This window comes from Mesotoga sp. UBA5825 (assembly GCF_002432955.1).
Lineage (GTDB): Bacteria > Thermotogota > Thermotogae > Petrotogales > Kosmotogaceae > Mesotoga.
The window spans coordinates 4,123-26,146 of the sequence record NZ_DJHG01000107.1 but is presented as its reverse complement, the minus strand read 5'-3'; the positions used below and the strand labels follow the sequence as shown (position 1 = coordinate 26,146).

The following is a 22,024-nucleotide window of genomic DNA, read 5'->3' as shown; positions in this document are numbered from 1 at the left end:
TCGTGAGCGCAGCGAACGTCTCGACAGCGCTCTTTCTCGATTGTTCTTTTCGGTGGACTGGTTCGCGGTGTTCTCGGACGGTTGACCCGTAACGGTCAACGACGATCATTTCTCGCACTCTCAAAGCAAAACTCCCGACAATGATTTTTCTCGGTTGGTCTCACAGACATGCGCCAAACGCCAGGAGTTTCAACAAAAAAAGAGAGCCCGAAAGCTCTCTCGTGATTTTCCAGCACTCTCTCAGAAAGTTATGAATGATCTCGTCTTGAGAATCTCAACTCTCACTTTCTCTATCTGCTCTGTAACTTCCTTCATCGATTTCATCTGATTTTCTGACACCTATCATCCCTCCCAGGTTCGATACATCTCTTACGTTACTATTATGACACATAGTTAGATTAATGTCAAACATATTCATGCAAATTCCGCAGTTATCTAACTATAGAGTGAGCTAGCTCGACCGGTTTGTCAGCTGATAATTATCGACATCTTCTTCAGAAATGTTATGCTCTGCTAATCTTTTCCCACATTGAGCATCTGTTATGGCCAGTAAATCACTTTGAGGACCTATTCACTCTTAGTCTTTCTCGTTCTTCATTGTGCAGCGAAACACCGATGCTGGTATCCGTTAAAGGGATTCCTCCGCTCAATGGCAGGACAAATCATCAGCATTTCCTTGGTGTTACCCTTCTGACAAGCGAGAATACGATATGATAGTCTCATGGAGAGTCTGTATTGGTAGTGAAAAAGGATGGTGATAGAGACTCATGTTCTTCCTAACTAAGGAGTTCACATTTGATGCGGCTCACAATCTGACCAGTTATCACGGAAAGTGTGAGAAGCTTCACGGCCACACCTATAAGCTTCAGATAACAGTTGCCGGAGAGAAGAATCAAGAAGATATGGTCATCGATTTTCTGCGGCTCAAAGACATAGTCAAGTCAGAAGTGTTGAGCTTGCTCGATCACGCATACATAAATGATGTTATACCTCAGCCGACCGCAGAGAACATAGCCGAGTGGATATTCAAACGCCTGGCTTCCAGGGTTGGAGGAAGCGATTATGAGCTTTACGAAGTGGCGGTGTGGGAAACACCGACTAGTTTTGTTCGTTACAGGGAGAGAGATGTTTGGTAGGAGTTCCTTTTGGGCGATTCGTTCCAACGAACTCGGTGATTCACAAATTGTCACCGATAGCAAAGACCATAGCCTTTGTTTCGCTTTCAATAGGCTCGCTGTTTCTGAGCGGGATTGCAGATTTCACAGTCTTCCTATCACTCTGGATTGTTCTCTCCGCACTTTCAGCAGTTCCTTTCAGGGAGTTCGTGAAGACGCTACGGGGGATAAGGTTGTTAATCCTGTTGATCGTAGTCTTTCAGATCCTTTTTACTCACGGAAGAGTCTTGCTGGACTTAAAGGTTTTGAGGATCACAGAAGAGGGTTTGATAAACGCTGCGGTGCTTTCGGCCAGAATGATTCTTGCGGTGCTTTTCAGTATAATGCTTTCACTTACAACAACACCCCTGGAGATCTCTTTTTCTGTGGAAGAGATTATTGGAAAACTCCCCGGGGGCAAGAAGCGGTCTTCTGAAATTGGAATGGCGCTTTCTCTAACTCTCACTTTCATCCCCCTTATCTCCCTTCAGACAAACCGAATAATCTTGGCACAGAAGGCGCGGGGAATAGAGTTCGACAAAGGGAGCATATTCTCAAGAGTGAAAAACTCAATCTCCGTAGTGATCCCGGTAATTGCAACCTCGCTGAAGAAGGCTCAGGACACTGCTGCCGCCCTTCAAATTAGAGGATACAGACCTGGACACAAGTTAACTTGCCTCAAAGAAAAAAGCTGGTCTTTGAGTGACTCCATTCTCTTAGTAGTAACGATGCTTTCGATTCTGACCGCCATCATACTGTGAAGCCGAAAAGTTCGGCCAGACGAGAAGGATTTATCCTTGCCATAGCTCTTGCCGCAGAGATTCTTAGGCGGCTTTCAATGGAAGCATTTAGAGCGATTTCTTCAAGATAAGGAAGAGGTCCTTCCAGTTTTAGAAGTCCCGTTACGGAAGAAGCGAGTACTCTTGTCTGAAGGTCCTCTTTTCTGTTAGAAAGAATTCTAGTAATATGATCTTCGATATCGATAGTCTTAAGTTTCTTCACGGCCCTTAGCGATGCCTTTTTTAGCCGGGATGATGTTGATCTAAGAGATTCATCGATAACATCTGCAATAGAATGATCCATAAGACTTGCCAGCGCCTCCATACATACGGCTCTCACTCTGTCAGAAGGATCTTCTAATCCAGTGTGTAAAATCTCTGCTGCAGACGGTTCTACAAGACCTTTAATATACTGTGCGCCTGCGAATCTCATCTCTTCATCCTCAGAATCCATGAATCTCTCTGCTGACTGAAGCATCGAAACCTCGTACCCTTTGATCTTCCTGTGAGTTTTCATTGCGGAGATAGCAACTGTTCTATCATCGGAATCAATCAATTTCTTGAGAGTGGGAAGCGCGATATCATCAGGAAAGGACTCGAAAGTCTCAACAATTATCTGTTTGACTTTTGAGGATCGGAAATCCTTCAAGAGAACTAGAAGCTCTTCAGCGGCGCCTGAGTTTCTCTGGCCCAATCTCGAAAGAAGAGCCACCTTCTGGAACTTGCCTGAAAGAGATGAAAGCTCCTCTTCTTCAAGCCTGAGCTGCCCTTTGCAGGCCGCCAGGATACTCCGAATATCGTTACTCGGGTCTTCGTCAAACTCCTTCAGGAGTTCGTTCTCCCCGGCTTCAGCCAGAGCGACAACAAAAGTCTTCCTAACCTTTTTGGAGGGGTCGGCGGCGATTCGCCTCGCAAGATCCTCGTCTTCAAAGCCAAATTCCACGAGTTCTTTCGCTGTTGTGCTTCTGACAAGATCTGACGGATCATCCAATGCTTTGAGAATAGAATCTCGGTTCTCACTCAATTTTGCCATAGTGACCACTGCATTCTTTCTGACCTCGGGAGAAGGGTCTTCGAGAAAGCTTTCAATATTCTCTATTCTCATCTCTCTATCAGCAGCAGACTTCACAGCTCTTGCCCTTACGTATGCCGAAGGTGAATCCAGCATCTCTTTTACATCCATTTCTGTTCTGGAGAGAATCTCCTCTTCTATAGCCTGAAGCATCTTCCTGATATCCTTTGGATTCATCCTATCCACCTTTTGTCCCTATCAAGATTTCTCTTTTATCGATTATGAATCTGACTGTCCCTTCTTCTTCAAAGAAGCCTGCAGACTCTCTAAACTCGGTCACGGTATTATATGAATTTCCAGACCTTCTCATTATCCTGTTTCCAGACACGTAGTACCTTATCTTTTTGTGTTGCCCATCAACAATTGCATCGAAGCTTATAAAGGAAACCCCGCATAAGAAGTTTCCCGTGGAACGATTAAGGTCCCTTTCGACGATGTCGAAGGTTCTCGACAAAGACATGTTCGTTTTCGTTTCCTGAACTATGCTGGAAGACATAGCCAGCCACATGTTAACAATTTTGAAGATCGAAATCAGTAAGAGAGCAGATACTGCCAGAGAGACTACCATCTCAATCAGCGATATTCCCTTCCTCATACTCAATCAACTCGAGCAGGCTCTCCAACCTCTCAAGAACTCTATCTCTACCAAGTACGGAGATCGTCTCAAAGAGTCCCGGAGTCACAAGCCTACCAGTTACCCCCCCTCTTAGAGTTTGGAAAGTATTCTTCTTGGATGTTATCTTCTCATCCGCAAGTTCCCTAACAGTCTTCTCAACACCTTCAACGGACCAGTCGCGTGCGTCTTCAAACCGCCTGATAGCAGCAGAAACAAGATCTTTGCTCCAGTCATTTTTAAGATACTTGACAACGTAGTCTTCCTGGTAATCCACCTCTTCGCAGAAGAAAGGCGCCGAGAAATCGAACAGCTGCTGTAGAGTATTGATCTTCTCGCGGCAAATTGTTAGGACTTCTCTCGAGTAAAACTGATCGGCTTCCATGTTCGCGTAATAGTCAAACCTTCCAGTGAACTTCAGCCACAATCCAAACTGCACAGCCAGTTCGTCGGGATCAAATAACCTCAAGTGCTTTCCGTTAATCCACTCAAGCTTCTCGTAATCGAAGACGACTCCTTTGTTGGAGATATCTGATGGAACGAAGTCCCTGACCTTTTCGTGATAATCAAAGATCTCCTGATCAACCGTCCATCCAAGAAGCGCAAGGTAGTTCATCAGTCCCACACTCAAGTACCCTTCTCTTCTGAAATGATCCACACTAGTATGACCATGCCTCTTCGATAGAGGAGCCCGGTCACTACCAAGAATCAGAGGAATATGCATGAATGTTGGTGGTTCCCATTCCAGGGCTCTATAGATCATGAGCTGCCTCGGAGTATTTGTGAGATGGTCTTCTCCTCTGAAAACATGAGTAATCTCCATCATATGATCATCTACAACTACAGCGAAATTGTAGGTCGGGAATCCATTCGATTTGATTATTATGAAATCAGAGAAATTCTCGTTTTCGAAACTCATCTCTCCTTTAGACAGATCGGAAAAGCCGGTCGTACCGTCCGGTATCTTGAACTTCACTGTATATATCTCATCATCAGATAGCTCAGGAATCTCCTCTGAAATCCGTAAAACCTCTTCCTGATTTGACTTGGAATAGACTGCAAAATATGCCCGACCTCTTTCGACGAGCTCTTTAGCAAATTTATCGTAGAAACCGAGAGCGACACGCTCGCTCTGTCTATAAGGGCCATAATCCCCGCCTACATCCGGCCCTTCCGACCAATCAAGTCCACACCATTTCATGGAGGAAAGGATCTGATCCTCAAATTTCTTCTCAGAACGCTCGATATCCGTATCTTCTATTCTCAGCACAAAACCTCCATGTTGGTTTTTCGCAAAGAGCCAGTTGAACAGCGCCGTCCTAACACCACCAACATGAAGATTGCCGGTAGGACTGGGCGCAAATCTACACCTTACCATTTTCAGCCTCCTCAAGGTACGTCTCAAGATCTTCTATATTACTTGCCAGCTTCATTTCTACAGTCTTTCTCTCGTCAAGATACTTGCCGTCAATTAACACAGATCTGATTCTGTCTGTCCAGCCGCCGGTACCCTCCATTAGGATTACTGAACGGCCATATGAGTACGAGGAAACTACTTCCAGCAGAGTTCCCGCCTGACCTCCAATAGAGATTACTACATCGGCGGATTTTGTAAGTATCAGGGATCTCATAGCAAAATCCATCCCGGTTCTTATCCTGATCTCATTGTGCTCGTTGCCCTCGTCTCCGATAGGAAGTACTCCAACTACCCGACCTCCCTCTTCCGACATAGATCTTGAAACAAGTTCCATTACTCCGTCTCTCCCACCTGTCATCGCAACGTGACCACGCCTTGCAAGAGTTCTTCCAACTTCTTCGCAGACTACTTGAAGCTCCTTCACGGGACTTCTGTCCGTGGGGCCGGAATAACCAATTACAGCGACATGAAGCATCAATCGTCACTTCCCAGATACTTCTCGACAACCTGGCTGTCTCCAAGGACCTCTTCCGGGTCTCCGGAAGAGATGACTTCTCCCTTGTACAACACATAGAGTCTGTCAACAACTTTTGCTATAGAAGAGACATCGTGGTCCGTAACTATAACACCTATTCCCCTGCTCTTAAGCTTTCTGATCATCTTCTGAATATCCTTCACAGTCATAGGATCTATTCCCACGAAAGGCTCATCGAGAAGTATGAATGAAGGAGACAGGGTCATCGTCCTCGCAAATTCCAGTCTTCTCTTCTCCCCACCCGATATCGACGAAGCAACCTGATCTTTCAACGAAAGGATTCCGAACTCATCCAGTATCTCGCTCGCCCTCTCATAGTGACTTTCTTCTTGACCGGTGAGTCTCATGACCATCGTCAGGTTTTCAATCACCTTAAGTCCCCTGAAAATCGATGTCTCCTGCGGAAGGTAAGCTATTCCTCTCTTGGCCCTTTCGTGGATTGGAAGATGAGTTATATTCTCGCCATTGAGAAATATACTCCCAGTGTTCGGAATAACTATTCCGAGAATAGACTTGAAGGCGGTGGTCTTGCCTGCACCGTTGGGTCCAAGCAGTCCCACCACCTCAAGCGATGATGCCTCTATTGATACATCCTTCAGTACTCTTCTTCTTCCGTAGCGCTTGTCAAGATGTTCGCATTTCAGATAAGAAGGATCACTCAATTCTGAAACCCTTTCATATACTCGATTATCGCGTCAGTAATATTGTAAGCAGAAGAACCATATACAACTATTTCGTCGGATATTACCATGTCTATACCAATAAACGTTGCGTAATCTCTGATTCTCTTGTTAACCTGTTCCAATATGACCTGCAGTTTTGCATTGTAAGTAGTTTCCAGTGTCTGTTCGTACTGACTCTTCTTGGTAAGAATCTCCTGTTGCTTCTGGAGAAGCGCTTCTTGACTAGCTCCAGAGTTCGCCAAGTCCTGATACTCTCTACTCAAGCTATCCAACTGGCCCTGATAAAACTGAGTGTCTTTCTGATAGTCGGTATTCAATGTAACCCAGTCTCTCGTTGACTCAAGGACTTTCTGCATATCTGCAAACGCGATTTTTGCAGGATTGGAAGGCCCCGCACTGCTCTCAGAGACAACAATCGCCCCGACCGCCGCAACCATTATTACGATAAGAATAAATTTCATGGATCTCTTCACAAGAACACCTCCTAAAATACTCTCTTTGAATCCAATAGAATCGTTACCGGCCCACTGTTAACAAGCTCTACATCCATGTGAGCCTGGAAGATCCCTGTCTCAACTTTCACAGTCTTAGACGCCATCTGGAGAAAATCGTTGAAAAGCGCTCTGGCCGCTTCCGGTTCGGCAGCTTCGGTGAAAGAAGGCCTTCTTCCCTTTCTGGCGTCGCCCATTATTGTGAATTGTGAAATGGCAAGAAGCGCTCCCGAGACATCTATTAGCGAAAGATTCATCTTCTCATTTTCGTCTTCAAACACACGAAGATTGAGTGTCTTATCAACCAGCCATTCCACGTCACTCCCGTCATCGTCTCGACCGATCCCAACAAGAACGAGAAGGCCCTTATCAATCTCTCCAGTTATTCTCCCACTTACGGTTACCTTGGCCTTGCTAACTCTTTGAACTACGGCCCTCACGCAACCCCTCCAAATCTCTTCACGTTTTGAACACCCTTCATACCCCTGAGGTTCTCCATCACCAAAGTCAGATGGGCAACATCCTTTACGAGGATATTCGCAATCAGTGTATCATATCCCCACTTTCCTGCTTCAACGGAGTACTTCATTACTTTTGCATTCTTGTTTTCCAGTCTCTCAAGAAACTTATTTATAAGAGTTCTATCCGTGCTGTCAAACTCCACAACAATCCAGGCACTGAATCTCCCTCCCGTTACAAGGTTCCAGTGGGCATCCACGAGCTTATCCTTACTTATGTCTTTCAGATTTCGGCAGTTGCGGTTGTGAATTGATATACCTCTGCTGCTCATCACCGCGATTATGTCGTCGCCCGGAAGAGGAGTACAACATTTGGCAAAGTAGACGGCAATTCCAGTCTCGCCGCCAACAACGACTTCGTTCCCCNNTCCCCTTCGCCTGTTTCTGTTTGATCAATTCGGTCTCTTCGGGAAGAACATCTATCTCTTCTTCCTTCGGCGCAAGAAGACTGAGTACCTCTCCCATCGTTATCGACCCATCGCCAAGCTTGCTAAAGAGATCGTTTTCGTTGTGCGCCCCCAGTCGGCTCATCAGGGACTTTATCTGCTCTCCCTCTATCAAGTCATCCATCGATACGGAGAGCCGTCTGCTGATCTTTCTGAATATCTCCTTACCTCTTTCAACGAGTTTCGCCGAATACTCATTTTTGAAGTATCTCTTTATCTTTGCCTTTGTAGAATTTGCCCTGACATACTTCAACCAGTCAAGACTCGGACCTTCACTTGCCTTGTTTACGACAACCTCAACTCTGTCTCCGAGCTTTAGTTCATAATTGACAGGAACAAGCCGGTCATTAACCTTCGCACCCGCGTAATGATGGCCGACTTCCGTGTGAATTGCGTAGGCAAAATCGATCGGTGTGGCTCCTTTTGGAAGATGAACAACCTCGCCTTTCGGCGTGAAGACAAACACCTCTTCGACCTCAAGTTCGCGAGAAATCGACTCCATGTCCTTGAAACTCTCGATGAAATCCTTTTGCCAATCGACGAGCTGTGTAAACCAGGTTCTATCCCTTACATCAATTCCCTCTTTGTAGACCCAGTGAGAGGCCACTCCATATTCGGCCTCCTTATGCATTCTCTCGCTTCTTATCTGAATCTCAAGAGGCTCTCCTCTGTGGGTAATCAGGGTTGTGTGAAGCGACTTATAACCGTTCGACTTCGGTGCGGCAATGTAGTCTTTGAACCTACCAGGCATCGGAGGCCATAGAGAGTGTGCTGCGCCCAAAATCTTATAGCAATTCACTTCGTCACCCGTAATTATCCTCAGGGCAATAAGATCGAACACCTCGTCGAAGGATCTGTTCTTCTTTATCATCTTCTGCCATATGCTATAAAGGTGTTTCACTCTGCCTTCTATCAAAGCAGGTATCCTGTTCTTTCTCAGTTCTCTGAGCACTATCTCCTTATACTCATCCATTATGTCCTGACGCTCTTTAAGCTTCTTGTTGACCTTGAACTTCAGTTCCTTGAATTCCTCAGGATACTCGAACTTAAAGGCAAGATCCTCAAGCTCTGCCTGTATTCTGTGCATACCTATTCTGTGAGCTATTGGAGCATAGATTTGGATCGTCTCTTTGGCCTTGTCGCGCTTCTTCTCTGGATCCTTGAGGAAGTCAAGAGTTCGCATGTTGTGAAGCCTGTCTGCAAGTTTGACGATTATGATCCTCGGGTCCTCTGATAACGCGAGAAGCATTTTGCGTAGAGTCTCGACCTTCATTCTTGACTTCACTATCTTCGACTCAAGCTTTTCGTTGAGCTTCAAATTGCTTATCTTCGTCACACCATCGACGATCAGAGCAACCGTATCACCGTACTTCTCAGCTATCTCGGAAAGCGGCACATCGCAATCTTCAACTATGTCGTGAAGTATCCCAGCGACTATAGTATCATTGTCGGCCGAGAACTGGGCAAGAATCTTCGCGACTTCTACCGGGTGACTTATGAACGGCTCACCCGAGTCTCTCATTTGCTCCTGATGATGAAAGCGTGCAAACTCGTAGGCGTCGAAAATCCGCTCCTTGTCTCTCCTTTTGAGGCGATATTGAAGAATACTTTCGAGGTCGCTCAGAAGAATCTGAGCATCAATTTCTGTTCTGGCCACTCTCTCACCTTCTATTTGTTTATTTTAGCATGAAGCAAGTTCTGAATGCAGTGAGAAGTCTGCATGCCACTTAGATAATCGAGTCTAAGCGTGATTTCACTGATGAGCAAATTCTGGCCCTAGTTCCTCTTCAGAGAGTAGAATGGAATCGATAGTGCAAAAACACGGAGGTGAACAGTGAAAGGACACTTCTTAAAAGAAATTCTGATTCTATCCGTTTTCATTCTGCTTGCAGTATCATCGCATGCAGCCCTTTCCGACTCAGAGTACATTGTCTCAGAGACCGCCGTCCACTTCTACAGTGAAGGGCTGAGAATAAACGGAGTTCTTACCATACCGGAGCTCCAAGAAGGCTATGTACCAATTGTGCTGCTCCTCCATGGATTTCTTGGCCACATGAACGATCTAATCGTGTATGATTCGCAAGAATCGCTATTTGAGATCACCGCAACGGCCTTCGCCGAAAAGGGTATTGCCACTTTGAGATTCGATTTCAGAGGCTCGGGAATCAGTGAAGGAGAGTGGAAGGACACTACTTTTAACAAGCAGATCCTTGATGCTGTCTCCTCTATTGACTTCATTTCATCTCTAGATAGCGTTGACAGCAGAAGAATAGGCGTGGTCGGCCTCAGTCAAGGCGGTCTGGTCGCTGCTTGCCTTTCCGGTCGAGATTCAAGAGTAAGAAGTGTCGCTCTCTGGTCTGCGGTTGCAATACCTATACACTCGTACTCAGCTCTTCTCGGTGTAGATTCTGTTGAGAGGGCAATGATAGCCTCTCCATTGGAGGAGATAGAAGCGAACATTTCCTGGGGAGGTTTTACCGTACTGAGAAGGGAGTTTTTTGATGAGCTTTTTTCAGTCAATCCTGTGGCCGAGATAGTCTCTTATGAAGGGCCTCTTCTTGTCGTATCAGGGCTTAAGGACGATATTGTATTCCCTCAGCCGGAAGCTTCAAGGCTCTTTACCAGATACCACAAGGGAGTCGACAGGCTCCTTGAACAGGATTCGGGCCACATATTCGATCTTTTTGATAGGAGAGATAAAGTAATGGAAATCATTGAAGCCACTCTCGAATGGTTTCTAATAACTCTTTAGCGATTCGGAGGTGCAACGTGAAGCTGAGAGGAAAGAGAGTCGTAGTTCTCATAGAAGACGGATTTGAAGATCTCGAGTTCTGGGTACCCGTAATGCGACTTCAAGAGGAGGGCGCAGAAGTTACTGTCGCCGGAAAAGAGAAGAACAGGCTGTACAAGGGCAAGGGTGGGCTTACCGCAATATCAGATGCGGACTTCAAATCGATAGATGTTTCAGAAGTAGATGGGATTCTAGTACCCGGCGGGTGGGCACCCGACAAGCTCAGACGATTTGAAGATGTTAAAGACCTCATAAGGACTGCAAACGAGCAGAAAAAGATTATTGCTATGATTTGTCACGCAGGACTTGTCGGCATTTCAGCCGGAATCGTAGAAGGTTCAAAATCTGTCGGCAGCGACGGCATAAAGGATGACCTGTTGAATGCAGGCGCAATCTGGTTGGATGAACCAGCTTTCAGTGACGGCAACCTAGTTTGGGGGCGTGTAGTGAAGGACATTCCTGACTTCTGCAGAGAACTTGTCAGAGCAATGGAAGGCAGAATCCGCTGATACTCAATCTCAGCAAGCGGGTTATTTCAGACAGCCAGATTAGATCCTAAACAATCATATAACTTCCAAGGAGAAAAGAATCTATCTAATAATTCTCTTCAACTTTCTTCAGAACTTTTTATAGGGTACAAATCCCAGAATCAATTCAGATTCGTTGAAAACCGACAGAATTTATTGTATTATAATAATACCTCCCCCCAGGGAGGGGAGTTGTAAGATGATTTGAGTTTTGCTCTTTACGAGCATTATGAAGAAGAGTTTGCAGCCAGTTCATGGAAATAGGCCGATTTTCGAATTTCTCAGTGTAAGGAGAGTTTGGTCATAGAAGGAACTGGAAAAGTGCGCGGTCTCAACTAGATGCGGAAAGTGCTTAGCGAGAACCAGAAGGAGAACCAAAAATTAAGGGGAGGATTAGATTTGAAAGAAGAGTATATCGTTGAAGGTATGACCTGCGCAGCCTGTGCAAAAGCGGTTGAAAGAGCTGCCTTGAAAATCGCAGGGGTGAAGAGTGCGACCGTCAATCTTTCAACGGAAAGACTTTCTATCGAAGCTGCAAACAGAATAGATAGAGAAATGCTGTTTGAAACAGTGGAAAACTCTGGCTACTCGCTCAAAGAAGTGAAGTCCGGAAGAAAGGCCGTAATGGAAATTGATGGCATGACCTGCGCAGCATGTTCCGTAGCTGTTGAGAAAGCGATCGGTAGACTAGAAGGTATCAAGAGCGTCAGCGTGAATCTATCCTCAGATACCGTTTCCTTTGAGTATGATCCCGACGTTCTTAGAATCGGTCAAGTTAAGGCGGCCGTCGAAAAGGCAGGCTATAAGGCTGGAGGCCTCATAACGGAAAACCTTGCAGCAAGCCGCTTAAGAAAAGAGGCGGCGACGCTCTCTTACAAGAGGAAGCTGGTATTCTCCGCAATCTTTGCTCTGCCCTTGTTGATAGTAGCCATGGGCCATATGGTCGGGCTCAGATTGCCCATAATCATAGATCCTCATATGAATCCGTTGAACTTCGCTATGATTCAGCTGTTCTTAACAGTCCCGATAGTAATTGCCGGAAAGGATTTTTATCTTAAGGGAATACCGAATCTCTTCAGAGGCAATCCAAATATGGATAGTCTTGTTGGTCTCGGAACAGGCGCAGCGTTTGCGTACGGTATCTTTGCAACGGCTCAAATCGCTCTTGGTAACCACGTTTACGTAGCAGATCTCTATTTTGAATCGGCAGGAGTGATTATTGCTTTGATCTCGCTTGGTAAATATCTAGAGAACCTTTCGAGAGGCAGAACTTCCGATGCAATAATGAAGTTAATGAGTCTATCTCCGGAAACGGCTTATGTGAAGAGGGGCGACGGCTTCGAAGAAATTGCGATCGAGGAAACCGAGGTTGGAGATACTCTCCTTGTCAAGCCCGGAATGAGAATTCCGGTAGACGGGGAAATCTTGGAAGGAACGAGCTCCATCGATCAATCGGTAATAACCGGGGAATCTATCCCCGTTGACGTTCAGAAGGGTGCTAAGGTGATCGGCGGCACAACAAACATCAGCGGAATATTTGAGATGAAGGCTACTGTAGTAGGGAGCGATACAGTTTTATCGAGAATAATAAAGCTCGTTGAAGATGCTCAGTCTTCTAAGGCTCCGATAGCAAGGATGGCAGATATCGTGAGCGGCTACTTCGTGCCCTTTGTACTTATTGCTGCTGCAGTCACCTTTGTTACATGGATACTCCTAGGCTACGGATTCGCGTTCTCCATGTCAATGATGATCGCAGTCCTTGTGATTGCCTGTCCTTGCGCCCTGGGACTCGCTACTCCTACAGCAATCATGGTCGGCACAGGAAAGGGAGCAGAGTTGGGGATTCTCTTTAGAAACGGAGAAGCTCTGGAAGTAACCCATAAGGTTGATGCTATCGTATTCGACAAGACAGGAACCATAACGCGAGGAAGACCTGAGCTTGTAGACATTCATACAATGGGATCTCTAGATAGCGATCAGGTATTACAACTGGCTGCAAGCGTCGCCAGAAGAAGCTCTCATCCTCTAGACTCGGCTATTTCGATTGCTTATCACGGCACATTGCTGCAAGTCTCTTCATTCGAGGCTTACCCTGGAAAGGGAATCATCGCAGTTGTTAACGGAAGAGAGGTACGAATCGGGAATCACCGTTTTGTTGGTCTATCTGCGGAAGAGATGGAGTTAGTGGACAAGGTTTCCAGCAAGGGAATGACCCCCGTTTCTGTCTCCGTAGACGGCAAGCCAGCGGCGGTGTTTGGAATTGCAGATGTTGTGAAAGAGAATTCTTTGGAAGCCGTATCAACGCTGAAAGAAATGGGAATAGATACCTATATTATGACGGGAGACAATACCAGGACCGCGAAAGCAATCGCAGAACAGGTAGGAATCGAGAATGTCCTTGCCGAAGTAATGCCCGAAGACAAGGCGAGAAAGGTTGCTGATCTTAAGAAAGAAGGCAAGACCGTCATGATGGTTGGCGACGGGATAAACGATTCCCCGGCACTGGCGGAGGCCGATATAAGCATTGCCGTCGGATCGGGAACCGACATCGCTATCGAGTCTTCAGACGTCGTTCTTATCAGCGACAATCTTAATAATGTTCCGAAGGCAATAAAGCTATCCAGAGCAACCATCAGAAACATCAAAGAGAATCTCTTTTGGGCCTTTTTCTATAACGTTATTGGAATACCAGTGGCAGCCGGTCTCCTTTACAAAGTGGCCGGAATAAAGCTTAACCCTATGATAGCCGGTGCAGCCATGGCCTTTTCCAGTGTTAGTGTAGTCGCAAACGCACTGAGGTTGAAGAGAGTACGAATCTAGAAGGAGGAATACTATGAAGCTTGAAATTGGAGGAATGAGCTGTAATCACTGCAAAATGCGAGTGGAAAGAGCGTTGAAGTCTGTGGAAGGCGTGGAGGACGCAGTGGTAGACATTGATGAAGGAATCGCAGAAATCTTCACAACCAAGAATATTGAAGAGAACCGCTTGAGAGAGATTATTGAAGATGCAGGTTATTCATTTTGGGGAATCAGAGAGTAATTATGAATACACATTCTCATCACAAACATGACGGGGCTCTCAAGATTCTTAAGACTGCCAGAGGTCAGATAGACGGCATAATCAAGATGATAGAAGAAGAGAGATACTGCATAGATATTTCCACTCAGCTTCTCGCTGTCATCTCGCTCCTCAAGAAGGCAAACACAACAGTTGTAAACAAGCATATCGAAACCTGCATAAGAGAAGCAGTGGTTTCCGGCGATATTGAGGAGAAGATAGCGGAGCTGGAAACACTCATGAAATATATAGAGAAGAGCCTCTAGTCTCCAGCTGGAGGTTCGTTCTTCATGTCTTGAGAATCTCTGGACAGTTCTTGAAGATCCTCGATAACCTCCTGAAGCTCATTGTCTTCTACTTGCCATAAGTCTTCAATTCTCTGCTTCAGTAAAGAATTTCTCTCTTCGACAGCCATCAGGTAATAGCTTAGAAGTCTTCTCCTGTGGGAACTCATCGCTGCTATCTTTCTCAGAGAATCCACCTTTATCTCTCTTTCCGCATCTATGAGATCTCCTATCGTTTGGACGATGTCATCTAGTTTCCACTGAACGTCGTCCGATAGGACGGCCAGAGTCTTCCTGATCTTCTCAAGTGCTTCCACCCGTTTTACCATCCGGTTCCCCCAAACGTCCCTTGCGGTCTTCTGCTTCTGGATGTCTGATTATAAGACTTAGCACTGCACCCAAAACACTCAGAACCGCTGAGACCAAGTAACTTATCCCGTATCCACCCGTAAGGTCGCGCGCAATCCCACCTAGCAAAGGGCCGATGACTCCACCTACACCCCAGGCCGTTATCATTACCCCGTAATTCAGTCCAAGATTCTTCACACCGTAGAAATCGGCAGTTACAACCGGAAAGATTGCGAGCATTCCGCCAAAAGTGAATCCCACAACGCTCTTCCCTATCAACAGAGCAACAGGGTTGGTGAATGAACTGAACAGGAAGTATATGAGAGCCTGAATGGCAAACATAGTGAATAGGGTGGCCGTTCTTCCAATATAATCAGATATCGTGCCCCACGTTACCCGGCCAATGAAATTGAAAATCGCATAAACAACCACCAGCAGAAATCCATTGCTAATTGATGCCTGCTCTAACCCTATCTTCGACATCTGACCGATAATGAGCAGTCCTGCAAACGTACCAAAGAAGAACATGGTCCACAAAATATAGAACTGCGGTGTCTTCATCATTTCGGACAATGAGTAATCCTTTGTCGCCAGCCTATGGGTTCTTCTAGGCTTCTTCTTAAGTTTTACCTTTTCCACACCATCGGAAGGGTTGGAGATTAGGAAGGTGAGGGAAAAGACAATCAGAAAGAAGAGAACACCAAGAATCACCAAAGCCGTCGGCAGTCCAAACATAGCAATGAGGCTCGAAGTCAGCGGCGCTATATACACAGGTGCCAATCCAAAACCGCTAACAACAATACCTGATATCAGCCCTCTGTGATCGGGATGAAACCACTTGACTGCAGCCGGTGTTGGCGATGAATAGCCAAATCCCATCGCAAGCCCGAACACGAACCCGAAAAAGAAGGTTAACCCGGCTACGGTAAGATTCATCCCCGAGAAGATAAAACCCATCCCCGCAAGAAGTGAGGATACGAAAAGAACTGGCTTTGGACCGAATCTATCCTGCAGCTTTCCTCCTGGAATCATGGTTAAAGCAAAGACCGCTGAAGCAAGCATATAAGGAATCTGAGTCTGCGTTGCTGTCCAGTTGAAGTCGTCTATCAAGGCCGCTGAGATAATTCCCCACGAATAAAGGACCCCGAGAGTCAAATTGACCCCCAAACCACTAAAGACTACGAGCCAGGCTTTCCTGTTGTTTTCCACAGATTTGTCCTCCTAATAAATGACGCTAATTGCCGGGCTGATCTGTTTAGTCGGTTCGTAGTGCCAAAAATCACTTAGATGTACTATCCTTAGCTAGAAAAAGCGATCCGTGAGATTGCAATCACTTCTTCTTGGCTTTCAGAAGGCCGGCGTAAGAACTTGTGAAGCCATGCTGGAAGTGCATCAGTTGCCACTTGCCATCTGCTTTCACAACAAGTGCCGAACCGAATACCTCTACTCTCCTGAATGCAGCTTTTCTTGCGATTTTCATACCTCGTTTCCATGAAACAAAACAGAACGAGGTTCTTTCAACTGTAACTTCCCAAGATATCGGCTCAAAGAGAACCCCAAACGAATCAAACTCCTTTTCCAGAAGCTCAAGAAACTCACCTTTCCCATTACTTACGAGCCCTTCGGGATTCACATAGGTAATATCAGCACAGCATAGCGATTCGATTGACTCGAGATCGTGATTTCTATAACTGTCAAAGAAGTTCTCAACTACTTCCTTAGGCGATATCTTGCCATGCTCCATCAACTCACACCTCACTCTTTGTCACTAGTAAGATTTTATCATCAACCTGCCGATCATCTGTGTACAAGATGAGGCTATTTATGAAAGACAAAACAATATAATCTTCCCGAAGAAGGGAGGTGGATCATGCGGAAAGTTCTCGCTTCGATTATTGCGATTCTCCTTTTCATTTCGTTACTTCCGGGGCTTACGTTGAGGATGGGGATTGAAGGTCTCTCAATACTCGGTCTGTCCTTTGAGATGGATTCTGGTCTTTGCTTTGGATTTGGAGCATACCGCCGATCACGATATTCGGACCGGCAGCCCCTGGCCTTTTTCTTTCACAGGGGGATACAGTTGCTCATCGATAATGCTACGAAAGGATAGAATGGAAGTTTCAGCGCTTATGAGAGGTTGCCTGGGAGCGATCATCTCCGAATCGTTTAGTCTCGCAGCAGTTCTGGGCGTGCTTCTGGAAACGAAATGAAATATCTCACCTGGACTTAAGGCCGGATTCCAGCTAGGGTTGAACCTGAACGTGGTCCAAAGAATCATTTCTCCAGAAACCAGTTTCGTCCCGATGGGTCAAGTAGGTCTAGTAATAGATTTCTAAATGAATCTATGGTTTCTTGAATCTTAGCGTCTTTAACTCCCCGATCTCCCTGAATCCAAGTCGATTGTAGATTCTACCCGTATCAGGATTGTCGTAGAGCAGACAGGGAGTCTTTCCTTCGGCAAGGAGATCCCCGCAGAGTCTGGATACTACTGCCGATGCCAGGCCTCGCCCTCTATGGTCCTTCCTAGTCGCAACTGCAATGATCATCGCCATATCGCAACTCTCGGAAGTACTGGCAGCCGTAGCCACGATTTCGCTCCTATCTTCAATTATATATCTTCGAGTGCTTCCGTCTCTCAGTGTGGCCATGAAAGACTCTTCTTCCGTAGCATGAAACTCTTCTACTGAGCAAAGAAATTCCAGAAGCTTTGTGGCATCCTTCATCGTTGCTCTTCTCACTTCGAATACAGACTCGACAAGGTTGGGTTCCTTCATGACGGCAAAACGCAGAGCGTCCTCTTCCTCACACATCTCACTAAGATACGGAGCCATTTTGTCTATCCCGTAGACGCTTCCGGTAAGCATCATTGCCCGAACATCCCTCTTTATGATACCTGCAGCTTCTCGAAAATCCATTCTACTGGAATCGGCTAGAATGAAGAACTTGTAGTAACGAAGGAGGACACCTTTCGGGTTGTCTAGATCTCCATCGAGGAATATCTCCATATGCTTTGAATCGGAACTCGTATTCTCGATATCTCCAATAATGAACATGTTGAACTCCTTGTTTCTGTACAGAAAAGGAAGGAGTCTCTTCCATTCACTTCCTTCGATCTTCTTCAAAGAAACACCCCCCGCATTTACGGATATATAGAAGACTACACCAGCTTGAATTCGATTTCGACTGATAATACCGAGTTCGTGACTTATGTCACGTACTTGACTCTCTGTTTGCTATAGACTCTGAATGAAAGGAGAGATGATTATGTCTAGCAAGAAAGCTGCAACACTAAGAGTGATCGTGGAGGTCCTTTTTCTCGCTCTCTTCGTATTCTTGCTGCGAAACAGGGATTTGCAGAGATGGTTCTTGATATTCGGCGTCGGACTTCTGGGCGCTCTCTTTCTGGGAAGAATCTATTGTGGATGGATCTGCCCCATGGAGACCCTGTTCAGGCCAATAGACTGGTTGTATGCGAAATTGAGGCTGAAGAGGCTAAGAACGCCGGCGATATTCAAGAACGGCGTATTCAGATGGACGATTCTGATACTCTTTGTGGTGCTTATGATTGCGGTTAGGGTTTTCAAAATCAAGATCAATCTCCTTCTTTACATCACAGCGTTTTCGGTATTGGTTACTCTGATATTTGAGGAGGAGTTCTGGCACAGGTACATATGTCCCTTTGGAACGCTATTAACGTTTTTCTCGAAGAAACCGTTTTTCAGTATGAAGGTTGACAAACCTTCATGCGTATCCTGCGGAATCTGCCAGAAGGTCTGCCCCGTTAGCGCCATCGAAAAAGAGAGTGATGGAATGAAGATAGACAATTCAGAGTGCCTCGTTTGCCTCAAGTGCAAGGAAAAGTGTCCTAAACTGTCAATAACATACTCTAGATCCGAGTGATTGAATACCCATAGTAGCGATGCCTTCTGCAAACACTTACTTACCGTCCCGCACTCTTCGGGGCGGTTATTTTCGTTGTCATCATAACCTTTTGTTGTCTGGCTGTTTAATGCTAGAATGATTCTAGACTACTGCAGAGCGAGGCGTTTATGTGACGATTGAAGAAGGTAGCGACAAGCTGGAGAAATTCGTCTTCGCTCTTCAGGAGCGAATGAAAGAACTGGATTGTATCTACAAGATCTCCAGCGCGCTTCACGGATCCTCGACAGCAAATGAAGCAGTCAGTCTGCTAATTGATCAGCTTCCCAAAGGATTCAGGTTCACCGATCAAGTATCTATAAGAATCGAATTCAACGGGAGTATCTGGAATTCTGGAGACAATTGGTCGAACGAAAGGGCGATCTCTTCCGACATAGTCGTAAATGGAAAGAAGATGGGAGAGGTAAGTATATCGCTTATCAACGAATCACTCTTCAAAGATGAACCTTTCCTGAAAGAAGAGAGGAAGCTACTCTTATCCGCGACTTCGGTTCTTTCAAATACACTAGAGAGAATCTCGATTCAGGACGATATGAAGGACAGTCTAGAAAGGTTGACTTTTGCAATAGACGCCTCGGAAGAAGGTGTGTGGGATTGGAATATCAAGACCGGTCACGTTTTCTTCTCAAGAAGATGGAAGGAGATGCTGGGTTTCTCTGATGAAGAGATCTCCAGTAGCGTAGAGGAATGGAAGAAGAGAGTTCATCCGGAAGATCTCGCTGAAGTGGAGTCTCTTCTGGAGAAATGCCTTACAGGCAAGACACCCAATTATCAGCTGGAGTATAGGCTTATTGGGAAGGACGGCTCGTCTGTCTGGGTTCTCGACAGTGGAAAGGTAGTATCGAGGAACAGTAGCGGCGAACCCTTGAGAATGGTCGGGATCCATACGGATCTAACACAGCACAGAGCGGCCGAAATGAGACTCCAAAGGCTTAACAAGTTGCTAACACTGATGTTAAGGGCAAATGAGTTCTTGGTTCATGCAAAGGAAGAAGCATCTCTTCTCAATGGACTTTGTGATATCGTCGCCAAGATTGGAGATTTCCCGCTTGCCTGGGTAGCTTTTAAGAGGCCCGGAGAAAAGACTCTTGACCCGGTTGCCGTCAGCGGAAAGGCAAAGGACTATCCGTTTGAAGTTGCAATTACCTGGGATGAAAGCGAACTGAGCAGAAGTGCCATAGGAAAAGCTATTAAGACCGGAATGACCGTTATTACCAGAAGCATTGATCGTTCCCCCGATTATCTGCCTTGGAAAGACACTGTTTTGAAGTACGGGCTGAAAGCCTCGGTTGCAATCCCTCTTTTAGTCGATAAGAGGGTAATAGGCAGCCTGGTGATTTACTCGGAGTATGAAGACGCTTTTGATAGCGAGGAAGTTCGACTCCTAGAGGAGCTTGCTGAAGACATCTCATTCGGCATTTCATCAATGAGAATTGAAGCTCAGCTAGAACACCAGAGCGGAGTTCTTTCCTCAATTAGAAGAGTTAATCGTCTGATCGTTACCGAAAATGATATCGATGATCTCATAAAGAAGAGTGCCGAGTTGATGACCGGCTCCAGAGGGTTTGAGAGATGCATGATTCTGTTGACCAATAATGGGGACCTTTCAAGCTGGGCCGCCTCGGGCTTCAGTAGATCTCAACTGCTGGAAATAGAATCCAGTTTAGAATCAGGTCATATTCCTCCCATGCTGAGAGAGGCAATGGAAAGGGAAGGCGTTATTTCGATCGGAAGTAAGGAATACCACGAGAAGTGCTTGACATTTAGCGACTCCGGTGATCTTGCGGTGTTTGCAAAAGGCTTAAGAGTTGCTGACAACTGCATGGGGGCCATGGCAGTTGTCATTAAGGCAAGTTTCTATCTTTCAAAGGAAGAAAGAGACCTCTTCTCCGAAATAGTCGACGATATCTCTTACGCAATCTACAAGCTCAAGCTTGAGAAGAACGAGAAACTTCTCCAGAGAAGATTCTCTCTGTTCATGGATAGACTTCCGGGAGCAGTATTCATTTCGGACAGCAATTTGAGAATGACATACTTCAACGATTTTGCAAGCAAGATGTTCGGGTTCAAGGACGACTGGATTGGAAGAGATCCGAAGGAAAACTACCCCGGAAAGCTAGGCAGAGATATACTTGACGACGACCTGCGAACTCAGAATGGAGAACAGATAGTGAGGGAAGAAAGGATTATGGCTGCCGACGGTCAGGAGAAGATCCTCTATGTACAGAAATTCCCCATACCTTCCGACGGCGACAAACCGATGATCGCCGCTATCGCTCTGGACATTACAAGTCGAAGGATTGCCGAAATGGCCCTTAAGAGGCTTGGGAGTGTCATAGATCTCTCGTTCAATGAGATGTATTTGTTCGACCCGGACTCATTGCGTTTCCTTCAAGCGAATAGAGGAGCTACGGAAAACTCGGGTTACACTCTTGATGAACTGCGTAAAATGACTCCTCTGGATCTGCAACTTAAGATGGATAGAGGAGTTTTTGAGGAAGTTCTGAACAGACTCAAAAAAGACCCGATGTCCTATGAAGTCTTTGAGACCGAGCATGTCAGAAAAGACGGAACTGCCTATCCCGTGGAAGTGAGACTTCAACTACATGAAGACGAATATGAGCGTGTATTCGTCGCGATCGTTCTAGATATTACCGAAAGAAAGAGATCAGAGGAGTCGGTTCAAAGAAGCCTTGAATCACTAATAAACACACTGTCATCTCTTGTCGAGGCGAGAGATCCATACACTTCCGGCCATCAGAAACGGGTGAGTGAGCTTTCAGTTGCTATTGCCCGAAGACTATATTCAGATAATGATAAATACAAGGACATTATCGAATCGATTCGAGTTGCCGCGTTGCTTCACGACATAGGAAAGAGTGCGGTACCGACAGAAATACTGACAAAGCCCGTGAGACTTAACGATCTCGAGTATCACCTTGTTAGAGAGCATTCTGCAAAGGGTTACGAAATACTTAAGGGAGTCTATTTCCCGTGGCCTATAGCGGAAATAGTGTTCCAGCATCATGAAAGGCTTGACGGCTCGGGTTACCCTCGAGGACTTAAGGGAGACGATATTAGAATTGAAGCCCGAATAATCGCCGTAGCCGATGTTGTTGAAGCTATGTCTTCACACAGACCATACAGAGCTTCGCTGGGAATGGACAAGGCCCTTGAAGAGATAATCCAAAACTCGGGCAAGTATTACGACAGAAAGGTCGTTAATGTCTGCCTAGAAGTCTTCGACGAGGGATTTGAGTTCAAATCCTAAAGCTCTGATACTCTCTCAAGAATGAAGTTGTTCGTTGTTGATTCCTCGCCACCTGCCGAAGGCAGCATTCCGACCTGGCCGTTCTTGCCCAGCCTTGC

General features: G+C 45.9%; 23 protein-coding genes. 10 read left to right on the top strand and 13 right to left on the bottom strand.

Going from position 1 to position 22,024, the window contains the following annotated elements; all coding sequences use genetic code 11:
* The first annotated feature begins 767 nt into the window (after window positions 1-767).
* Window positions 768-1,136: a 6-carboxytetrahydropterin synthase QueD gene (gene queD, locus B3N33_RS10710; RefSeq protein ID WP_099829604.1), complete on the top strand. Its 369-nt coding sequence runs from the start codon at window positions 768-770 to the stop codon at window positions 1,134-1,136.
* The gene (locus tag B3N33_RS10705; RefSeq protein ID WP_214060268.1) at window positions 1,130-1,915 is read left to right on the top strand and encodes an energy-coupling factor transporter transmembrane component T family protein; all 786 of its coding nucleotides are present in this window, start codon (window positions 1,130-1,132) and stop codon (window positions 1,913-1,915) included. Before queD ends, B3N33_RS10705 begins: the two co-directional genes overlap by 7 nt.
* Here the strand turns inward: B3N33_RS10705 and B3N33_RS10700 are convergent.
* From B3N33_RS10700 to B3N33_RS10660, 9 genes are read right to left on the bottom strand one after another with little or no spacing between them, the layout of a single operon-like run.
* Window positions 1,905-3,182, bottom strand: coding sequence for a HEAT repeat domain-containing protein (locus B3N33_RS10700; protein ID WP_292593321.1), 1,278 nt, complete (start codon window positions 3,180-3,182; stop codon window positions 1,905-1,907). The genes B3N33_RS10705 and B3N33_RS10700 overlap by 11 nt on opposite strands.
* Before the next feature lies 1 nt (window position 3,183).
* Complete coding sequence (locus B3N33_RS10695) at window positions 3,184-3,600, bottom strand: PulJ/GspJ family protein (RefSeq protein WP_292593319.1); 417 nt, start codon at window positions 3,598-3,600, stop codon at window positions 3,184-3,186.
* Complete coding sequence (gene gltX / locus B3N33_RS10690; protein WP_292593317.1) at window positions 3,575-4,996, bottom strand: glutamate--tRNA ligase; 1,422 nt, start codon at window positions 4,994-4,996, stop codon at window positions 3,575-3,577. Before gltX ends, B3N33_RS10695 begins: the two co-directional genes overlap by 26 nt.
* Entirely contained in the window at window positions 4,983-5,510 is a 528-nt protein-coding gene (locus tag B3N33_RS10685) for a TIGR00725 family protein (protein WP_165775353.1), read from the bottom strand. Before B3N33_RS10685 ends, gltX begins: the two co-directional genes overlap by 14 nt.
* Window positions 5,510-6,232, bottom strand: a complete 723-nt coding sequence (lptB, locus tag B3N33_RS10680; RefSeq protein WP_099829598.1) for an LPS export ABC transporter ATP-binding protein — start codon at window positions 6,230-6,232, stop codon at window positions 5,510-5,512. Before lptB ends, B3N33_RS10685 begins: the two co-directional genes overlap by 1 nt.
* The gene (locus tag B3N33_RS10675) at window positions 6,229-6,726 is read right to left on the bottom strand and encodes an OmpH family outer membrane protein (protein WP_099829597.1); all 498 of its coding nucleotides are present in this window, start codon (window positions 6,724-6,726) and stop codon (window positions 6,229-6,231) included. Before B3N33_RS10675 ends, lptB begins: the two co-directional genes overlap by 4 nt.
* Before the next feature lie 11 nt (window positions 6,727-6,737).
* On the bottom strand, window positions 6,738-7,184 hold the full coding sequence (gene dtd, locus B3N33_RS10670; protein WP_102819034.1) for a D-aminoacyl-tRNA deacylase: 447 nt from the start codon (window positions 7,182-7,184) through the stop codon (window positions 6,738-6,740).
* Window positions 7,181-7,462: an ACT domain-containing protein gene (locus B3N33_RS10665; RefSeq protein ID WP_292593315.1), complete on the bottom strand. Its 282-nt coding sequence runs from the start codon at window positions 7,460-7,462 to the stop codon at window positions 7,181-7,183. Before B3N33_RS10665 ends, dtd begins: the two co-directional genes overlap by 4 nt.
* Before the next feature lie 10 nt (window positions 7,463-7,472).
* The gene (locus B3N33_RS10660) at window positions 7,473-9,230 is read right to left on the bottom strand and encodes a RelA/SpoT family protein (protein ID WP_422655908.1); all 1,758 of its coding nucleotides are present in this window, start codon (window positions 9,228-9,230) and stop codon (window positions 7,473-7,475) included.
* Window positions 9,231-9,542: 312 nt separating this feature from the next.
* Here B3N33_RS10660 and B3N33_RS10655 point away from each other — a divergent pair, with 312 nt between their 5' ends.
* The 5 genes from B3N33_RS10655 to B3N33_RS10635 all read left to right on the top strand — a co-directional run bounded on the left by B3N33_RS10655 (window position 9,543) and on the right by B3N33_RS10635 (window position 14,350).
* Window positions 9,543-10,460, top strand: coding sequence for an alpha/beta hydrolase (locus tag B3N33_RS10655; protein WP_292593312.1), 918 nt, complete (start codon window positions 9,543-9,545; stop codon window positions 10,458-10,460).
* Window positions 10,461-10,477: 17 nt separating this feature from the next.
* Window positions 10,478-11,008: a type 1 glutamine amidotransferase domain-containing protein gene (locus tag B3N33_RS10650; RefSeq protein WP_292593310.1), complete on the top strand. Its 531-nt coding sequence runs from the start codon at window positions 10,478-10,480 to the stop codon at window positions 11,006-11,008.
* Window positions 11,009-11,365: 357 nt separating this feature from the next.
* Window positions 11,366-13,846, top strand: a complete 2,481-nt coding sequence (locus tag B3N33_RS10645) for a heavy metal translocating P-type ATPase (protein ID WP_349682164.1) — start codon at window positions 11,366-11,368, stop codon at window positions 13,844-13,846.
* A gap of 13 nt (window positions 13,847-13,859) precedes the next feature.
* Window positions 13,860-14,066 (top strand): heavy-metal-associated domain-containing protein, encoded by a 207-nt coding sequence (locus B3N33_RS10640; RefSeq protein ID WP_214060081.1) that lies wholly within the window; start codon window positions 13,860-13,862, stop codon window positions 14,064-14,066.
* Between the two features lie 2 nt (window positions 14,067-14,068).
* The gene (locus B3N33_RS10635) at window positions 14,069-14,350 is read left to right on the top strand and encodes a metal-sensing transcriptional repressor (protein ID WP_102819029.1); all 282 of its coding nucleotides are present in this window, start codon (window positions 14,069-14,071) and stop codon (window positions 14,348-14,350) included.
* Here B3N33_RS10635 and B3N33_RS10630 read toward each other — a convergent pair.
* The 3 genes from B3N33_RS10630 to B3N33_RS10620 form a co-directional block, all read right to left on the bottom strand.
* The gene (locus B3N33_RS10630) at window positions 14,347-14,697 is read right to left on the bottom strand and encodes a hypothetical protein (protein WP_214060082.1); all 351 of its coding nucleotides are present in this window, start codon (window positions 14,695-14,697) and stop codon (window positions 14,347-14,349) included. The two genes, B3N33_RS10635 and B3N33_RS10630, sit on opposite strands and share 4 nt — an antisense overlap.
* Window positions 14,672-15,925: an L-lactate MFS transporter gene (locus B3N33_RS10625; RefSeq protein ID WP_214060083.1), complete on the bottom strand. Its 1,254-nt coding sequence runs from the start codon at window positions 15,923-15,925 to the stop codon at window positions 14,672-14,674. Before B3N33_RS10625 ends, B3N33_RS10630 begins: the two co-directional genes overlap by 26 nt.
* A 121-nt stretch (window positions 15,926-16,046) precedes the next feature.
* Window positions 16,047-16,460, bottom strand: a complete 414-nt coding sequence (locus tag B3N33_RS10620) for a YybH family protein (RefSeq protein WP_102819026.1) — start codon at window positions 16,458-16,460, stop codon at window positions 16,047-16,049.
* A gap of 205 nt (window positions 16,461-16,665) precedes the next feature.
* Between B3N33_RS10620 and B3N33_RS10615 the strand changes: the two genes are divergently transcribed.
* Window positions 16,666-16,926 carry a hypothetical protein gene (locus B3N33_RS10615; protein ID WP_146028907.1) on the top strand — a complete coding sequence of 87 codons (261 nt, stop codon included), beginning with the start codon at window positions 16,666-16,668 and terminating at the stop codon, window positions 16,924-16,926.
* Between the two features lie 132 nt (window positions 16,927-17,058).
* On the opposite strand, the gene B3N33_RS10610 is transcribed toward B3N33_RS10615, so the two are convergent.
* A complete protein-coding gene (locus tag B3N33_RS10610; protein WP_292593303.1) occupies window positions 17,059-17,838 on the bottom strand; it encodes a GNAT family N-acetyltransferase in 780 nt (259 codons plus the stop codon).
* 142 nt (window positions 17,839-17,980) lie between these two features.
* Here B3N33_RS10610 and B3N33_RS10605 point away from each other — a divergent pair, with 142 nt between their 5' ends.
* Window positions 17,981-18,616 carry a 4Fe-4S binding protein gene (locus B3N33_RS10605; RefSeq protein ID WP_292593302.1) on the top strand — a complete coding sequence of 212 codons (636 nt, stop codon included), beginning with the start codon at window positions 17,981-17,983 and terminating at the stop codon, window positions 18,614-18,616.
* A 151-nt stretch (window positions 18,617-18,767) separates the two neighbouring features.
* On the top strand, window positions 18,768-21,926 hold the full coding sequence (locus tag B3N33_RS10600; protein WP_292593301.1) for a PAS domain S-box protein: 3,159 nt from the start codon (window positions 18,768-18,770) through the stop codon (window positions 21,924-21,926).
* Window positions 21,927-22,024: the final 98 nt, after the last annotated feature.

What these genes read in the sequence shown, in the direction of transcription:
- B3N33_RS10630 (WP_214060082.1), bottom strand. Translation starts at nt 14,697, where the DNA reads ATGGTAAAACGGGTGGAAGCACTTGAGAAGATCAGGAAGACTCTGGCC.
- B3N33_RS10695 (WP_292593319.1), bottom strand. Translation starts at nt 3,600, where the DNA reads ATGAGGAAGGGAATATCGCTGATTGAGATGGTAGTCTCTCTGGCAGTA.
- queD (WP_099829604.1), top strand. Translation starts at nt 768, where the DNA reads ATGTTCTTCCTAACTAAGGAGTTCACATTTGATGCGGCTCACAATCTG.
- gltX (WP_292593317.1), bottom strand. Translation starts at nt 4,996, where the DNA reads ATGGTAAGGTGTAGATTTGCGCCCAGTCCTACCGGCAATCTTCATGTT.
- B3N33_RS10635 (WP_102819029.1), top strand. Translation starts at nt 14,069, where the DNA reads ATGAATACACATTCTCATCACAAACATGACGGGGCTCTCAAGATTCTT.
- B3N33_RS10620 (WP_102819026.1), bottom strand. Translation starts at nt 16,460, where the DNA reads ATGGAGCATGGCAAGATATCGCCTAAGGAAGTAGTTGAGAACTTCTTT.
- B3N33_RS10645 (WP_349682164.1), top strand. Translation starts at nt 11,366, where the DNA reads ATGCGGAAAGTGCTTAGCGAGAACCAGAAGGAGAACCAAAAATTAAGG.
- B3N33_RS10605 (WP_292593302.1), top strand. Translation starts at nt 17,981, where the DNA reads ATGTCTAGCAAGAAAGCTGCAACACTAAGAGTGATCGTGGAGGTCCTT.
- B3N33_RS10640 (WP_214060081.1), top strand. Translation starts at nt 13,860, where the DNA reads ATGAAGCTTGAAATTGGAGGAATGAGCTGTAATCACTGCAAAATGCGA.
- B3N33_RS10700 (WP_292593321.1), bottom strand. Translation starts at nt 3,182, where the DNA reads ATGAATCCAAAGGATATCAGGAAGATGCTTCAGGCTATAGAAGAGGAG.
- B3N33_RS10685 (WP_165775353.1), bottom strand. Translation starts at nt 5,510, where the DNA reads ATGCTTCATGTCGCTGTAATTGGTTATTCCGGCCCCACGGACAGAAGT.